Source organism: Brumicola pallidula DSM 14239 = ACAM 615 (assembly GCF_000428905.1).
In the GTDB taxonomy this organism is placed as follows: domain Bacteria; phylum Pseudomonadota; class Gammaproteobacteria; order Enterobacterales; family Alteromonadaceae; genus Glaciecola; species Glaciecola pallidula.
Window position 1 is genome coordinate 1 of sequence record NZ_AUAV01000023.1, and the last position, 15,349, is coordinate 15,349.

Consider the following 15,349-nt stretch of genomic DNA (forward strand, 5'->3'; position numbering starts at 1 on the left):
CGAGTTCGACGGCGAGGACGATCATGTTCACCTATTAGTGAACTATCCGCCTAAAGTGGCAGTGTCGAAACTGGTGAACAGCCTCAAGGGGATATCGAGTTTAATGATCCGGAAGAAAAAATATCCAAGCATTCAAAAGAAGCTATGGGGCGGCGCATTGTGGTCGCCTAGCTACTTTGCGGGGAGCTGTGGTGGTGCGCCAATTGCTGTGATCCGCAAGTACATCGAGCAACAGCAAACGCCACACTAAAACAAATGGACGGCTTCGCCATCCGAGCTATCCATCCCCGCCCTGAACGACGAGGCTTTCCGCTCAATTCCGGTAAATACATTATTTGGATCAACAATGCTTGAGCGAACAAAAAAAAACCCCACATTTTAATGCAGGGCTTTAGAATAATGGTGCCTCGACCCGGGATCGAACCAGGGACACGCGGATTTTCAATCCGCTGCTCTACCAACTGAGCTATCGAGGCATTTGCGACTGCGTTTTGACGCTGTAATTCGCTGTGGGGGCGTATTAAACGGATTTTGCCCTTCCAAGTCAACTCATTTCTAATGTTTTGTGACTTTATCTTACTAAAAGGGCTCAAACGGTTATTTTGTAGGCGGAACGTAACCTTCTATAGTTGGTTCAATACCTTCAAACAAATAGGCGACCATTTTTTCTTCAAGAAACTTTCTATCGTTCACTTCCATCATGCTCAACTTGTTCTCATTGATCAACATGGTTTGTTTTTTCTGCCAAAGACTAAACGCTTCTTTAGAGATTGTGTCGAATATGCGCTTACCAACATCACCTGGATATAACTGGAAATCCAAACCATCGGCTTCTTTATTCAAATACGCGCAACTTACTGTTCGTGCCATGTCATGTACCTTAGGATAAATATCAATTTTGCAGAGTATAGCTCAATAAACTAATGAACTTCAGCAATGATTGCTTAAAAACAGTCAACTAGGCGCAGTTTAATACCATGCCGGCGTTTAATAGTCGCTTTTCAACATCTCTAGTATTTTCATTGTAGGTGCCGACAAGCCAATTTTACTCGGATTGTATGAGTCAAACCAAAGTTGATTTGTAGGGCTCTTATCAACCGCATTATAAAACGCACCATCAAACTCAGCATTACTTTCATTAACTGTTTGCACCGGCGGCTCTTTCAACTCAATAAGCACAGGAAAAATCAACAAATGAAAGTGGCTGAAAGTGTGTTTAAAAGTCACGAGTTCTCGCACTTTCGCATCCTGCAAATTCACTTTTAGTAGGCTATTTTCAAGCATCAACAACGCCTGGGCAGTGGTTTTTTCGGATTCTTTATCGAAACCCGTTTCTAAAAAGCCCCAAAGTCCGCCCCAAATTCCGCTAGGTGGTCTTTGCTGCATCAATACTTGGCCATTAAACGAGGGAATTAACATTGTTGTGTATTTTGTCGGAATTTGTTTCTTGGGCTTCTTAAATGGAAACTCAGCCTGCTTTCCTTGCGCGAAAGCTAAGCAATGCGACTGCATCGGACAATCATCGCATTTAGGTTTTGAACGGGTGCATATTGTTGCACCTAAATCCATAATTGCCTGCGTGTAATCGCCATATCTAGGCGCGTGACTTTTAGCCTTGTATTCTTGCTCAGTTAATTCATTTTCTATGCTTTCATCTAACTTAACAGCAGCAGGTTTGAGTGCTTCAGCCTCAATCCACAACCTATCTTCTATTTTTTTAGTACCCGTCCAACCCTCAATCGCCATATATCGAGTGAGTACACGCTTTACGTTTCCATCCATGATTGCAAAAGCTTGATCCAAAGATAATGATAAAACAGCAGCTGCAGTAGAGCGCCCTATGCCCGGTAACGCAATAACCTCATCAAAGGTCGTTGGAAAATTACCGGCATGCAAATCTCGAACTTGCTGGGCAGCCTTGTGCAGATTCCTCGCTCTGGCGTAATAACCCAAACCTGTCCACAAATGCAGCACTTCATCAACCGGTGCATTGGCTAGATCGGTAACGCTTGCAAAGCGTTGCATAAAAGTATCATAGTACGGAATAACAGTTGCTACTTGAGTTTGCTGCAACATTATTTCCGAGATCCAAACTGAATAAATAGATTTGTTTTTTTGCCAAGGCAAATTTTTACGCCCATGTTGGTCAAACCAAGCTAAGAGCGCATTTGAAAAAGAAAAGCTACTGTAAGTCACATTAACCGCACATCTGCCAAAGAATGGCTTATAATACCGGACTTTTGTACCATTGGACCAATCTGTCGTCAGATTTCGACTAATCGGTTCATTTACTAAACATTTATTTAATAAAGATCACGATATACATGAAGTCATTCAAAAGCCAAGAAGAAGCCCGCGCAGCAGGCATATATATAAGCAAAATAAGAAGTTTTGTAAAACGCGAGGGGCGCCTAACTAATGCTCAAGCGAAAGCAATTGAAGGAAACTGGCCAAGCAAAGGCCTAAGCGTCGAGCAAGGCATGCTCAACTTTGAGCAAGTTTTTGGTCGCGCTGCGCCAACCGTACTTGAAATTGGTTTTGGTATGGGTAAGTCGTTCGTTGAAATGACAGCGGCGGCTGCGCAACACAATTTCATTGGCATTGAAGTACATCGTCCTGGCATTGGTGCTTGTTTAGCCGACGCTGAAGAAGCTGGCGTTGAAAACCTGCGTGTATTTGAACATGATGCTGTTGAAGTGCTAGCTCAGTCGATAGCTGATGATTCACTGCATCGTTTGCAATTATATTTTCCTGACCCATGGCATAAAACGCGTCATCACAAACGCCGTATAGTACAGCCTGATTTTGTGCAAAACATACGTACAAAGTTGGCTATTGGTGGCACTTTTCACATGGCGACTGACTGGCAGCCATATGCTGAGCATATGATGGATGTGATGACCCAGGCAGATGGCTTCGAAAACACCGCAGGCGAAGGAGCTAATGGTTATGTTCCTCGCCCAGATTATCGCCCTATTACCAAATTTGAAGTTCGTGGCCAGAAGCTCGGTCACGGCGTTTGGGATCTCATTTTTAAGAGAGTAAGCTAAATGCTGTCATTACCTAGTCAGTTGTTATTACGCAACACCGATATTTTTGAAAGTGGCAAATGGGCGATTGTTAATCCCTCTGATGCTGCTATTTTTGACGAACTGCGTGACTCAAGTATGGATATTACTGGTCTGCATCAATTTCATGATATCTATTTCCAGAGCGAGAATACCAGTAAGTTTGCGCAAGTTTTCGCCGCCAGCTTTAGTGTTGACGATCTCAAAGATAAACAGCAACTAGATGGGGCTGTTATCTTTTTACCAAAAGCAAAACAGCACCTTGAAATGCTTATTGCCAACATGGCTGACTTGGTTAAGGTAGGCGGTAAATTATTGATTGTTGGCGAAAATAAAGCCGGCATTAAAAGTGTTGGCAAATTGTTGGCGCATTTAGGCTCAACAGTTAACAAAATTGATGGCGCTAAACATTGCGGCTTGATTAGCGTTGAAATTGAAACGCCAAACAAATCGGCTTTTGAAATAAAGCAATTTGGGGTTATCAGAAAGTATTTAGTGAATGACCACGAACTAAAAGTATTTTCACTTCCTGGCGTATTTGGTCACAAACAATTCGATCCAGGCACTCAATTATTGTTAGCACAATTTGAGCCGCGTTGCGTCAAACTAGTCAACATGAAAGGTCAAGTATTAGACTTCGCTTGCGGCACGGGCATCATAGGTACTTATTTTGCAAAACTTAATGCCAAGGTAAAGGTCACTATGAGTGATGTATCGGCGCTTGCTATTTACTGCAGCAAACAAACACTTGAGCTCAACGCGGTTGAAGGAAAAGTAGTTGCTAGTGACGGAATGAAACAAGTTGAAGGTTACTTTGACCACATCGTTAGTAATCCGCCATTTCATACTGGCATTCGTAACGACTACAGTATAACCCAGCAATTTATAGCTCAGGCGCATAAACAGACTCGCCCGCGTGGCACACTGGATATTGTAGCAAATAAATTTTTACCTTACAGTGAGGTTATGAGTGGTTTGTATTTTCGCTCTAAAACACTAGTAAGCACGAATAAATATAATATTTACGAAGCGGCAAAGTAGCGGCAAAGTACCGGAAAAATACCGGCAAAGTAGGCCTTTAAGCGACTTTCATCAGTAAAGCTAGACCCAATATTGCCGGCTTTACGCCTTATGTTGTGACAAGTGACATTAGAAAATTAGATAAGAAGACTCAGTACATTATGAAAATACTCTTTTTGATATCTGAAGTAGAAGACATAGTAAAAACAGGAGGCTTAGCCGATGTTGGTAAGGCACTACCCATGGCGTTGTCTGAGCTTGGACATGAAGTCAATATTATCCTTCCTTATTATAAAGCTATAGCTGATTCTTTAACGTTATCAAATGCAACGCCAAAGCAAATTATTTATACCAACGGTCAAAGTTACGCATTTGATATAAAAGAGCTAAATTTTAACGGCATCCCTGTCTACTTTGTTGATTATCCAAAATATTTTAATAATGATAAACTTTACAGTGAAGACTCTAACGTTAGCAATGCAGAAAAATTCACCTTTTTCTCGCTAGCAGCACTCAAAACCGCTGAAGCGGTAGGTTTCAAGCCGGATATTTTACACACCAACGACTGGCATACTTCAATGGCCTGTTACTTTGCCAAGCATTCACCCCTTACCTACGAGTATTTTGCGCACACCAAATCTGTATTGACTATTCACAATGCAGCATTTCAAGGTACCGACAACTTGGTCAACATACCCAGTGTTGAGCCAACAGCAACGGGTATGTATGTTGAAAACAATTATTTGAATATGCTGAAAACCGGTCTCTTATATGCCGACAAGATTTGTCCTGTTAGCACTACTTATGCTCAAGAAATCGCCACGCCTCTGGGCAGTCACGGAATTGATGACGTTATTCGCCAACGTATAAACGTTGTCGAAGGCGTACTCAATGGATGCGATTACGAACAATGGGACCCGAGTACTGACGAATTTATTGCCGCGCATTATTGTGTTAACGATATGTCAGGCAAGGTGGCCTGTAAAAAAGACTTACAAAAGACGTTCGGTTTAAGGGTCAACTCAGAAGTGCCTATATTAGGCATGGTTTGCAGAACAACCCTGCAAAAAGGTTTTGGCTACTTAATACCCATTATTGAAGATGTTCTTAAGCATAATGTACAAATTGCATTGGTGGGAACGGGCCAAAAAGACATAACCGAAGAGCTTCACCGAATTGCAAATGCGCATCCCAAGCAGTTTGTGTTTATCGAGGAATTTAAGTCGGACTATGCGCACAAAGTAGAAGCTGGCGCTGACTTCTTCTTAATGCCTTCTGAATTTGAGCCTTGTGGACTCAATCAAATGTACAGCCTAGCCTATGGAACAACGCCTATTGTGCGCGGTATTGGCGGCTTGAAAGACACAATAGTCGATATTGATGAGCCCGATGGAACCGGTTTTACTTTTAGTCAACCAACGGCCCAAGCATTGCTTAGCGTGATAAGGAAGGCGTTGCTTGTTAGACTTGAAGACAGTAAAAAATTGCAGGCTGTTATTAAGCGAGGCATGCAGAAAAAATTCACGTGGAAAGAAGCTGCCAACAAATATGTGGATGTTTATCAGCGCAAATAACAAGCTGCAAACAGTGAGCAGTTAAAATTTGAGATTTACTTGAAAAAGCCGTTATTGCAACTAAGTTGAAAGTATACCCAAATCAAGTTTTCAATTGAGTCATATTTTGAATATACTAGGGGTAGAACTGTAAGTTTATTACAGATATAAAAGTTTGTTACAGCTCGAGACGCATTAATTTTCAGAAATTCAGATTATTAGTGCAATAAATCCGACAGCGCAGAATATATCGTGGGCTAACAATTGAAATTTTTCGTATAAAAAAACTGATGTTTATCAATATTCTGATAGACTCAATGTAGAATGTTAATAGAGTGTAAATAATGCAAACGCCAAATATCCTTATCGTTGAAGACGAAGTAGTTACCCGCACTACGCTGAAGAGCTTATTCGAAGCTGAAGGCTACAATGTATTTGAGGCTGAAAACGGCCACGAAATGCATGATTTTTTCCAGAACAACCAGATCAATTTGGTCATAATGGACATTAACTTACCGGGCAAAAATGGATTACTCCTAGCGCGCGAAGTTCGTGATAGAAAAAATGTGGGCCTTATCTTCCTCACCGGCCGCGACAACGATGTCGACCGTATTCTTGGTCTGGAAATTGGTGCAGATGATTATTTGACTAAGCCTTTTAATCCTCGCGAATTGACTATTCGTGCTCGCAACTTATTATCTCGCACCAGTAGTGCATCCGAAGATGATGATTTGCCAAGCAAAGTTAACTTTAATGGTTGGACTCTTGATGGCGATAGCCGCAGCTTGATATCTCCTGTGGCTAAAGAGTTTAGATTACCGCGCAGTGAATTTAGAGCATTACATTTATTTTTGAGTAACCCGGGTAAAATACTAACTCGTGAGCAGCTGATCATGGAGATGACTGGCCGTGAATTACGTCCTAACGACAGAACGGTAGACGTAACCATCCGTCGTATTCGCAAACATTTTGAGTCCCAGCCTGACGATGAAGAGTTGATTGTAACTATTCATGGTGAAGGTTATCGTTTTTGTGGTGAAGTAGATTAATCACTTAGAAACGGAGAGTTTAGACACTCTACAACTAAAAATGAAAAAGCCCGTTTAAAGACGGGCTTTTTGCTTTTAGAGCATGTCACTTCAGAACTTAATCACCGGCCACTTGCATAGATTCGATGAGTATAGAACCCGTTTGAATACTGCTTCTATGTTCTGTTTCAGCGCCAATCGCAACAATGTTTTGGAACATATCTTTTAAGTTTCCAGCGATCGTAATTTCATGTACTGGATATTGAATAATGCCGTTTTCCACCCAAAAACCAGCGGCTCCGCGAGAATAATCACCATTCACAATATTTACACCTTGGCCCATCAATTCAGTAACAATCAGCCCAGTACCCATTTTTTCAAGGAGTTCTTTATCAGACTCGCCTGTTGAGCTTAGTAACCAATTGTGAATACCACCTGCGTGCCCGTTAGTTTGCATTTTAAGCTTTCTTGCCGAATAACTCGTCAATAAGTAATGTTGCAACATACCAGACTCAACTATGGTCATATCTTGTGTACGCACACCTTCATTATCAAATGGTGAACTTGCCAAGCCTTTCATCACGTGTGGCTTTTCATTGATTGTTAGCCACTCTGGAAATACTTTGGTTCCTAAGCTATCTAACAAAAATGAAGACTGCCTATATAAGCTACCACCACTAATTGCACTCACAAAATGACCAAAAATTCCGGATGCGACATCACGATGAAAGAGCACGGGGACTTTTGCAGTGTTGATTTTTTTCGCACCTAAACGGCTCAGAGTCTCTTTAGCCGCATCCACGCCTACTTTGTAGGCTGAGTCGAGCAAATGGGCTTCACGGTTCATTGTGTAGCTGTAATTGCGTTGCATATCGTCGCCCTCTTGAGCAATGAGCACACAACTTAAATTATAACGGCTGCTTGCATAACCCGCGTTAATACCATGAGTATTTCCGTATACTCGCACACCTAAATTGGCATTATATGACGCACCATCTGAATTAATAATCTTTGGATCATAGTCCATTCCGGCAGTTTCGGTCTCAATTGCCATTTTAATTCCGACTTCTGTATCTAATTCTATCGGGTGGTAAAGGTCTAAATCTGGTATTTCAGTGGCCATAAACTCTTTGTCAGCGATGCCTGCGCAGTCATCTTCGTTAGTATATTTTGCGATTTCCACGGCTTTTTCGACCGTTAATCTTAACGCTGCAGGACTTAAATCAGTAGTTGATGCACTGCCCTTGCGCTTCCCTACAAACACCGCTATGCCTAGACCACCGTCATTTGTAAACTCTACAGTTTCAACTTCTTTTAGTCTTGATGATACGGCAATGCCCTGAACTTTAGACATGCTTGCCTCGGCCGCTGTTGCGCCCTTTTGAATAGCTAGACGCAATGCGTCATCTACGACATTTTGAATTTCTGCTAACTGCTTTTGAGATTCCATATATTATTTTTACTGTCCAAACTATAGTGTGACGGTTACAATCAACCATAATTCTAGCACTAAAGAAATCAAAAAACTTTATATGAATGCCGATTACAGCAACGAACCACTTCTTGACGAAAATGGTGAAATAATAAAAAGCAAAACTCAGCTTAAGCAAGAAGCAGAAGACATAAAGCAGTTAGGTGTCGCTTTAGTTGAGTTTTCGAATGCACAATTAAGCGAAATTCCAATGAACGAGGAGTTGCGTGATGCTATTCAATTAGCCAATCGCATCAATAAGAAAAAGGACGGTTTTCGACGTCAACTTCAATTAATTGGAAAGATATTGCGCAAATGCGATCTTGAGCTCATTGAAGATGGTATCAACAGATTACATGCCCACCATGTAAAATCTAATAGTAAATTCCATGAGCTTGAGCAACTTCGAGACGACATTGTGACTCACGGCGATAGCGTAATTCAGACTCTTTTGGATAAACATCCTGAGTTAGACCGACAAAAGCTAAGGCAAATGCAACGTCAGGCTATTAAACAGAAAGAAGCGGAAAAACCACCGAAAGCAGCTCGCGAACTTTTTCAGTACTTAAAGCTGCATATTGCAGAGTAATGTGCATGGCAGAACAATCACACTTGCGATAGAGCCAGTCAGTGCTCTTTTGCATGCAACTTAAGCGCTGCATTTTCTAGGAGATCAATCCTGCTATTAAGTGCTTGCGCTGTCAAAATATATTATTAAACTAGAAAATCTTATAATCTCACATGATGACAATCATATAATTAAATCCACAGCTCCAGTTGTAAAAGCGACGTTTACGCCCCACTTTATATCAATTGAAACGCTTTGCAATTGCCATATTCAAGGCATCAGAGTGCATTTTGAATACACTGGGACCTGACGCTCTAGGTGTATTCCCATGTTTAGCAATAATAAGTCCTAGGTCGGGCATAACCAAAATAGACTGACCAAAAATACCTCTTGCTTGAAAGTTATTATTATCGGAATTAAGCCACCACTGGTATCCATAGCCAGGATAAGTTGCTGAGGGGACCACTGAATTTTGCATCCAGTTTACTGCTAACGGAGAATCTTTTGGGGAGGCTAACTGTTCCAGTGCAAATTGACCTATGCGAGAAAAATCGCGCAACGTTGCCAGCAAGCAGCAGCCGCCGGTCTCAACCCCGTTTGGTCTATCTAATAGCCAAAGCGCATCACTCTCCATTGCATAGGGTTGCCAAATTTTATCTTGCAAATACGTGGAGGCATTATTACCTATTGCAGAACGCAGCAGTTCACCAATCAGGTTAGATTCAGCCGTATTATAATTAAAAACTGTGCCTGGCTTATGGGCTCTTGGTAATGCTTTCATATAATTAACTAGGGTAATGCCATTTGCACCGCCGGCTATTGAAACATCTGATTTAGGGTCGCTATAATCTTCATTCCATTGCACGCCAGAGTTCATATTCAAAACGTTCTTTATACTTACGCCTTCGTACGCTGAACCTTTGAATTGCGGCAAGTAGTCAACAACAAGATCATCAACGCCTTCAATATAGCCATCTTTAATTGCCGCTCCAATCAATAGGGAAGAGACTGACTTTGTCACTGAAAACGAGATCCAACGAGTATTATGATCGTTACCCTCAGTGTAGTTCTCATACACCAGTTGACCATCTTTTAAAACAACCAACCCAATAGCACTAGGCAGTTTGATAAAGTCTTGAATGCCATATTTTATACCTTCAACTTCATAGGTTACGTCAGCAAGGCCAATATCGTTAAAGCTCATCGGTTTTGCATTTTTAGCTTTAGCGACGACTCTTGTAGGTGCAATGACACCGATGTTCTTAAAACCCACAGCCCGCTCGTCTTGAGTCCAAAACAAAACCTCAGTTGCACGCTCTCTTAGCTTATTTTTTTGAATAAAAGCTTCGTCTGATAAAGCATCACTTTGCGCACCACTCGTAAATGCTAATAGTGACATTAGCGCAATAGAAAGCGCCTTCCAGCCAAATATAGTTATCTTGTTATTTTTCATTCGAATGTTGTTCCTGATATTAATAATTAGTACTTTTTTTAAACTAAAAATACATATGCTATTTATTGTCGGTGTTGAACAATTAAAATGGGATTGCTGTGGATAGTGTGCATTCAGTTATAGAAGATAGCAAGTTGCACAATATACGTCACATACAAGCAGCCCTTTAATATAGTCGAATTGATTTTGCAATCTCAATATTTTGACAACGTTGAGGCGTATTGGGGCCAGTATCTTTTTTTGTCTGCAGATAAAGATTGGGGATGTTGACTTGCAGTTTTAGTAAATGACGAGTCTAAGACTCGTCATCTTTCTGCGCTATCTACTTCTGTTGCCAACGCAATCCAGTTGAGAAACGGCTATCGAAACCCTTCCATGGTTCAGGTAGTTTGCCATCCACTTGCACTTGATCGGAGCTTGGCGGCAGGTTCAAATAATCACACGCTTCAGATTGTTTTTTCACATGACAATCCATCATCGCTAAAGCAAAATGTTTATTGATATCGTTTAACACTGAACTTGACCATGCTGGTTCATAATAGTGGCCAAAGTCAGTTTCACTTCCCCAAGCTTCTTTTGGCGCAGGATGCGGAGCAATGTTATGGCGAGCATTTATTACTGTTAATAGATACGTACTAGGAGCTTGCGTCTTTTGATATAGCGACTGTATGCCTGCGTAACCAGAAATATCATCAAGATTTCCTGATACAAATAATTTAGGCACTTGAATGTTGGCAAGACTTTTATGCGTAAATAAATTATTCTGGCCACCCCATGCAGCAAACATAATTGCCGCTTTCCATTTATCGTCCACTTTTGGCTTTTCGTATTGGCCTGCAGCGCAACTATTCAGGGCTTTTTGCACCAAGGGCAGCATCTTTTCGTCCTGCGTTCCGGTAAACATACCCGCTTGTTCTAGCGTGAAGTTATAACACCCGCCTACCGTGTTCAATGCGCCAAATGCGCCCATTGAATAACCAATTAGACCTGCATCTTTGGTATTAACAACAGTGCTTAAAAAGTGTTTTTCTTGGGTCATAAAATCAAGTGTAAATTGCTGATCTCGACTGCGGTTAATCAGCGTACTTGGGAAGCCATTGAACGGCGCATTAACCATATCGACATCTTCGTTTGTTGAGTCTGTATGATCAATTGCTGCCACTACGTAGCCGTTGCTAGCTAAGTGCTCTCCAAGATAAAACATAATTTGTCTGTACCCTGTATAACCATGTGATATTACCACTACTGGATATGCTGATCCAGAAACTAACGGCACCGCATCTCTTACAGCATTGGCTTGAATACTGAATTTCTTGGCTAATCGGGTTTCGTTTTCATAGGAAGTCAACGGTGTTCCTTTGTTATATTCTGCTGGATACCAGACCTCAATTTTAAGTGTTCTCGGCTTACTTTGGTTTGTTAGTAAATCAACATACTTTTCATTAGTAATATCAAGTGTCTTAACGCCAACCTTATACTTGCCGGCCGCTGCTAGTTCAGGTTGCATATCGGGATGGACTTCAGGATATAAGTGCTGGGGCTGCAGTTTTTTGCTTTTAACCGCTTGAGAATTCGTATCAGCAACTGCTGCGACATTTCCCGCTTCAGTGCTTGGATTGCAACCACTAACAAGTGCAGCAAGTAATAAGTAGGAACCAATAAGTAAAGCCGGTCTCCATTTGTCAGTTTTGCCTTTGGTATTGTCTAAATACTTGTTCATAGTACGCACATTTTCCTTATTATTATGTTATTTGCTGTTCTATTATTTGCGCTGCAACGGCTTATTGTTCGCCTTCATATTTAAGGCCCCACTGATTGCGCAGGAGGTCCATTGTCTGCATTATTTGCAAACTTTCGTCATGCGCCATTATTGGACTTTGTAACAATCCTTGTCGTATGCAATCGTGCATATGTTGTATTTCAAAACTGAAATTTTCGTTATCACTAAATGGGTAACTGTAAGTTTGCGGTTCTTGCTCTTGTATGTGCACAGAAAAGGCTTGTGCAGCGAAGAATTGAGGCACTCTAATATAGCCCTCAGAACCAGAAATTAAGGCTTCACAAGGTGCTACTTGATTATAACCCGAGGATAATGAGGCGATTCGCCCATCAGTATATTCAAATAAATAGAATGAACGTGCGTCCACACCAGTGATGTCCATTATCGCTGAACTTTGGATTTTTTCAGGAGCCCCTCCAAACACTAGGGATGAAAATGTAATTGGATAAATCCCAAGATCGAGTAATGCGCCACCAGCCAGTTTTTTATTACGAAGTCGATGGCTTTCAGCTAGTTTTGGATTGATACAGAAGTCAGCTCTGACACTTAAGATATCGCCAATCACATTATCTGCAAGGATCTTTTGCAGCATGCGAATAGCAGGTAAAAAACGAGTCCATACCGCTTCCATAAGAAAGCACTTGTTTTTCCGCGCTAGTGCGAACAGTTCAGCGGCTTGGTGGGCGTTCAACGTGATCGGTTTTTCACACAAAACATGTTTATAATTTTGCAGGCACAACTTAATTGACTGATAATGAGAATTGTGGGTATTGGCGACATAAACAGCTTGTACATCACTGTCATTCACGAGCGCTTCATAACTGTTGTAAACACTACGAATATCATGTTGAAACTTTTGATTTTCAGCCCATGCATGTGCTCTTTGCATAGAATTAGAAGCACAAGCAATTAATTTTCCAGAATCTAGACAAGCCAATCCATCTGCGAACGTATTTGCGATATTACCGCATCCAATTACACCCCAATTTAGCATTATTTATCCTTAACCCGTTGTTAAATTTACATTCATTAACCGACAATGAAAATCTTAATTGAGCGCAGTGCTGGTTGAGATAATCTTAATGAAGCTCATGATTAAAATCAATCGGTGAAAGTTGTCAGCTAGACTATTTCTGTCACCTTCAATCCTTCGCCAACGGTACAAACATAGACATTCGCGACTAAATTGAATTGCTTTTCGTATTCTGCTTCTACCGCGTTAGTTATTGATGCAATGTCATCTGTGCGGCACAAGCATACAATTGCGCCACCAAAACCACCGCCCGTCATTCGCACAGCTCCCCGGCCTTGTAAGGCTGTAGCGCAAATTTTTACGAGGCCATCGGTTGCTGGCACAGTGACTTCAAAATCATATTTTAAAGAATAATGAGACGCGCTCATCAATTCGCGCAACACTGCCATATCATTATTTTTTAGTGCGTCAACTGCATCCAGAACCCGTTGATTTTCGCTAATAACATGGTGGGCGCGTTTGTATTCATTCAGACTTAAACTGTCTTTTACCGTGTTTAACTTTACCATATCAGCCGCGCGCAAGGTGCTTACCTGCATCTTCCTAGCAGCTTGTTCGCAATCAATTCGACGCTGGTTGTATTCACTATCAACAAGTCTTCGAGGATAATTTGAATTCACAATAACAATAGCTAAATCATCTGGAATAGCCACCGCTCGTGTTTCTAAACTTTCACAGTCCAAAAGCATCGCATGGCCCTTTATTCCGCAAGCAGATATCATTTGGTCCATCACGCCACATTGGCAGTCGATAAAGTCATTTTCTGCCGATTGTCCCAGTACGGCTATTTTAGCTGGCGATAGACCTAGTTCGCAGGCATAATTAAACATACCACCGACTGACACTTCCAGCGCAGCGGAAGAAGATAGACCACTCCCTTGAGGAACGTCGCTATCAATGAGCATGTCAAAGCCATGAAGTAAAAATCCTTCGCGCTTAAAAACAAAAGCAACAGCTCTTATGTAATTACCCCATTGAGAATCACCCGGCACTATTTCCTGACTAACATCGAACTTTTCTGCTTCACCTGGGTAGTGGGTTGAATACACATTTATCATTGTATCACTGCGTTTTTTGAATAAAATACGGGTGCTGTACTGCAAGGCACAAGGCAAAACGAAACCATTATTATAGTCAGTAAATTCACCAATTAAATTAACCCGACCAGGTGCATTTGATAACGCTGCAGGATAGCTTGCGTAAATATCAACAAAGGTTTTATAGAAAATAGAGTCTTGTATTTTTTTCGTCATAATCTTGCCCAACACGCTCTTTCAGAGCTTTAGTCCTTGTAATGTATAGAAGGAACGTCACGGAGAATCTTCGCGGCTGTTTCTGCAGTTAAATCTCGCTGGCTCTCAGCTAACATTTCATAACCCACCATGTGCTTTTTGACTGATGCTGAGCGCAGCAACGGTGGATAAAAATGAGCATGTAATCGCCAATGTTTCGCATCTTTCAAGTCAAGCGGCGCATTATGCCAACCCATTGAGTATGGGAAGCTACAATTAAACACATTGTCATATCTTATAGTGAGCTCTTTGAGTACTTTTGCTAAGGTGCGTGATTGACTATCATCAAGTTGAGCGATCGTTTGCACAGTATCTTTGCATATCAATAATGTTTCAAACGGCCATTTTGCCCAGTACGGAACGACCACAATCCAATGTTCATTTTCTATCACAATGCGCTGCTGCTCTGTTTGTTCTTTTTCAATGTAAACAGCTAGCAAACCGCGTTTATGTTCTTCATAAAAGGCCAATTGGTGTTCATCTTCGGCTTGAATTTCAGTAGAACGGTGATTGTGCGCCCAAATCTGACCATGTGGATGCGGCTGTGAGCATCCCATTATCTCACCTTTATTTTCAAAAATATGAATACAGGAGTAGCGAGACGATAAATCAATAAATTGCTGCTGCCATGTTGTGACTACTTTACTAATTTCATTAACTGAGAGTTCTGGTAAGGTTTTATTGTGCTCCGGAGAAAAACAAATAACTCGGGCCTCGCCGGTTGCTGCTTGCGCTTCAAATAACTCGTCGGGGTCAATACGAGCGTCATCGTTCAAGGTTGGGGTCAATGCACCGAAATCGTTGATAAAAGCGTGAGTATATTCATAATTTGGATTTGTATCGCCGTTTGCTCGTGTATTATTTGGGCACAAAGGGCAACTGGGATCATGGCGATCAGGAGTGGTTTCAGTAGGTGCCTCTGTTGCTCCTAACCAAGGCCGATTATTGCGATGTGGGGAAACTAAAACCCACTCGCCATTTAATAAATTCTTGCGGCGATGTGTAAATTCATAGTTTTTAATCATACTTTAATGACACCTAATATAGAACAGATTCAATTAACCCTGACCGCATTTCTAATTC

At 41.4% G+C, this 15,349-nt stretch carries 14 protein-coding genes and 1 tRNA gene; 6 read left to right on the plus strand and 9 right to left on the minus strand.

All coding sequences use genetic code 11. The annotated features are described in order from the left end of the window. On the plus strand, positions 1-250 hold a 250-nt coding region (gene tnpA / locus G399_RS0108985), incomplete at its 5' end, for an IS200/IS605 family transposase (protein ID WP_026843601.1). Positions 251-400: 150 nt separating this feature from the next. On the opposite strand, the gene G399_RS0108990 is transcribed toward tnpA, so the two are convergent. The 3 genes from G399_RS0108990 to G399_RS0109000 form a co-directional block, all read right to left on the minus strand. Then, positions 401-476, minus strand: a tRNA-Phe gene (locus tag G399_RS0108990). A gap of 121 nt (positions 477-597) precedes the next feature. Further along, on the minus strand, positions 598-870 hold the full coding sequence (locus G399_RS0108995) for an oxidative damage protection protein (protein ID WP_006015440.1): 273 nt from the start codon (positions 868-870) through the stop codon (positions 598-600). 117 nt (positions 871-987) lie between these two features. After that, entirely contained in the window at positions 988-2,076 is a 1,089-nt protein-coding gene (locus G399_RS0109000; protein WP_226989028.1) for an A/G-specific adenine glycosylase, read from the minus strand. A gap of 248 nt (positions 2,077-2,324) precedes the next feature. On the opposite strand from G399_RS0109000, the gene trmB reads away from it, so the two are divergent. The 4 genes from trmB (at position 2,325) to arcA (ending at position 6,690) form a co-directional block, all read left to right on the plus strand. After that, entirely contained in the window at positions 2,325-3,050 is a 726-nt protein-coding gene (gene trmB / locus G399_RS0109005; RefSeq protein WP_006015433.1) for a tRNA (guanosine(46)-N7)-methyltransferase TrmB, read from the plus strand. Then, positions 3,051-4,109 (plus strand): methyltransferase, encoded by a 1,059-nt coding sequence (locus tag G399_RS0109010; protein WP_006015430.1) that lies wholly within the window; start codon positions 3,051-3,053, stop codon positions 4,107-4,109. A 140-nt stretch (positions 4,110-4,249) separates the two neighbouring features. After that, complete coding sequence (locus tag G399_RS0109015) at positions 4,250-5,662, plus strand: glycogen synthase (protein WP_006015427.1); 1,413 nt, start codon at positions 4,250-4,252, stop codon at positions 5,660-5,662. Positions 5,663-5,985: 323 nt separating this feature from the next. Further along, entirely contained in the window at positions 5,986-6,690 is a 705-nt protein-coding gene (gene arcA, locus G399_RS0109020) for a two-component system response regulator ArcA (protein WP_006015423.1), read from the plus strand. A 97-nt stretch (positions 6,691-6,787) separates the two neighbouring features. Here arcA and pmbA read toward each other — a convergent pair whose 3' ends face one another. Further along, entirely contained in the window at positions 6,788-8,119 is a 1,332-nt protein-coding gene (gene pmbA / locus G399_RS0109025; protein WP_006015421.1) for a metalloprotease PmbA, read from the minus strand. 82 nt (positions 8,120-8,201) lie between these two features. Here pmbA and yjgA point away from each other — a divergent pair, with 82 nt between their 5' ends. Beyond that, complete coding sequence (gene yjgA / locus G399_RS0109030; RefSeq protein WP_006015418.1) at positions 8,202-8,729, plus strand: ribosome biogenesis factor YjgA; 528 nt, start codon at positions 8,202-8,204, stop codon at positions 8,727-8,729. Positions 8,730-8,949: 220 nt separating this feature from the next. On the opposite strand, the gene G399_RS0109035 is transcribed toward yjgA, so the two are convergent. The 5 genes from G399_RS0109035 to G399_RS0109055 form a co-directional block, all read right to left on the minus strand. Then, positions 8,950-10,161, minus strand: a complete 1,212-nt coding sequence (locus G399_RS0109035; protein WP_006015415.1) for a serine hydrolase domain-containing protein — start codon at positions 10,159-10,161, stop codon at positions 8,950-8,952. Between the two features lie 322 nt (positions 10,162-10,483). Continuing rightward, on the minus strand, positions 10,484-11,881 hold the full coding sequence (locus tag G399_RS0109040) for an alpha/beta hydrolase family protein (protein ID WP_006015413.1): 1,398 nt from the start codon (positions 11,879-11,881) through the stop codon (positions 10,484-10,486). 61 nt (positions 11,882-11,942) lie between these two features. Next, positions 11,943-12,935, minus strand: a complete 993-nt coding sequence (locus G399_RS0109045) for a Gfo/Idh/MocA family protein (RefSeq protein WP_006015410.1) — start codon at positions 12,933-12,935, stop codon at positions 11,943-11,945. 128 nt (positions 12,936-13,063) lie between these two features. Continuing rightward, positions 13,064-14,227, minus strand: a complete 1,164-nt coding sequence (gene galK / locus G399_RS0109050) for a galactokinase (protein ID WP_034896706.1) — start codon at positions 14,225-14,227, stop codon at positions 13,064-13,066. Between the two features lie 29 nt (positions 14,228-14,256). Continuing rightward, the gene (locus G399_RS0109055) at positions 14,257-15,291 is read right to left on the minus strand and encodes a UDP-glucose--hexose-1-phosphate uridylyltransferase (protein WP_006015407.1); all 1,035 of its coding nucleotides are present in this window, start codon (positions 15,289-15,291) and stop codon (positions 14,257-14,259) included. Between the last annotated feature and the right edge of the window lie 58 nt (positions 15,292-15,349).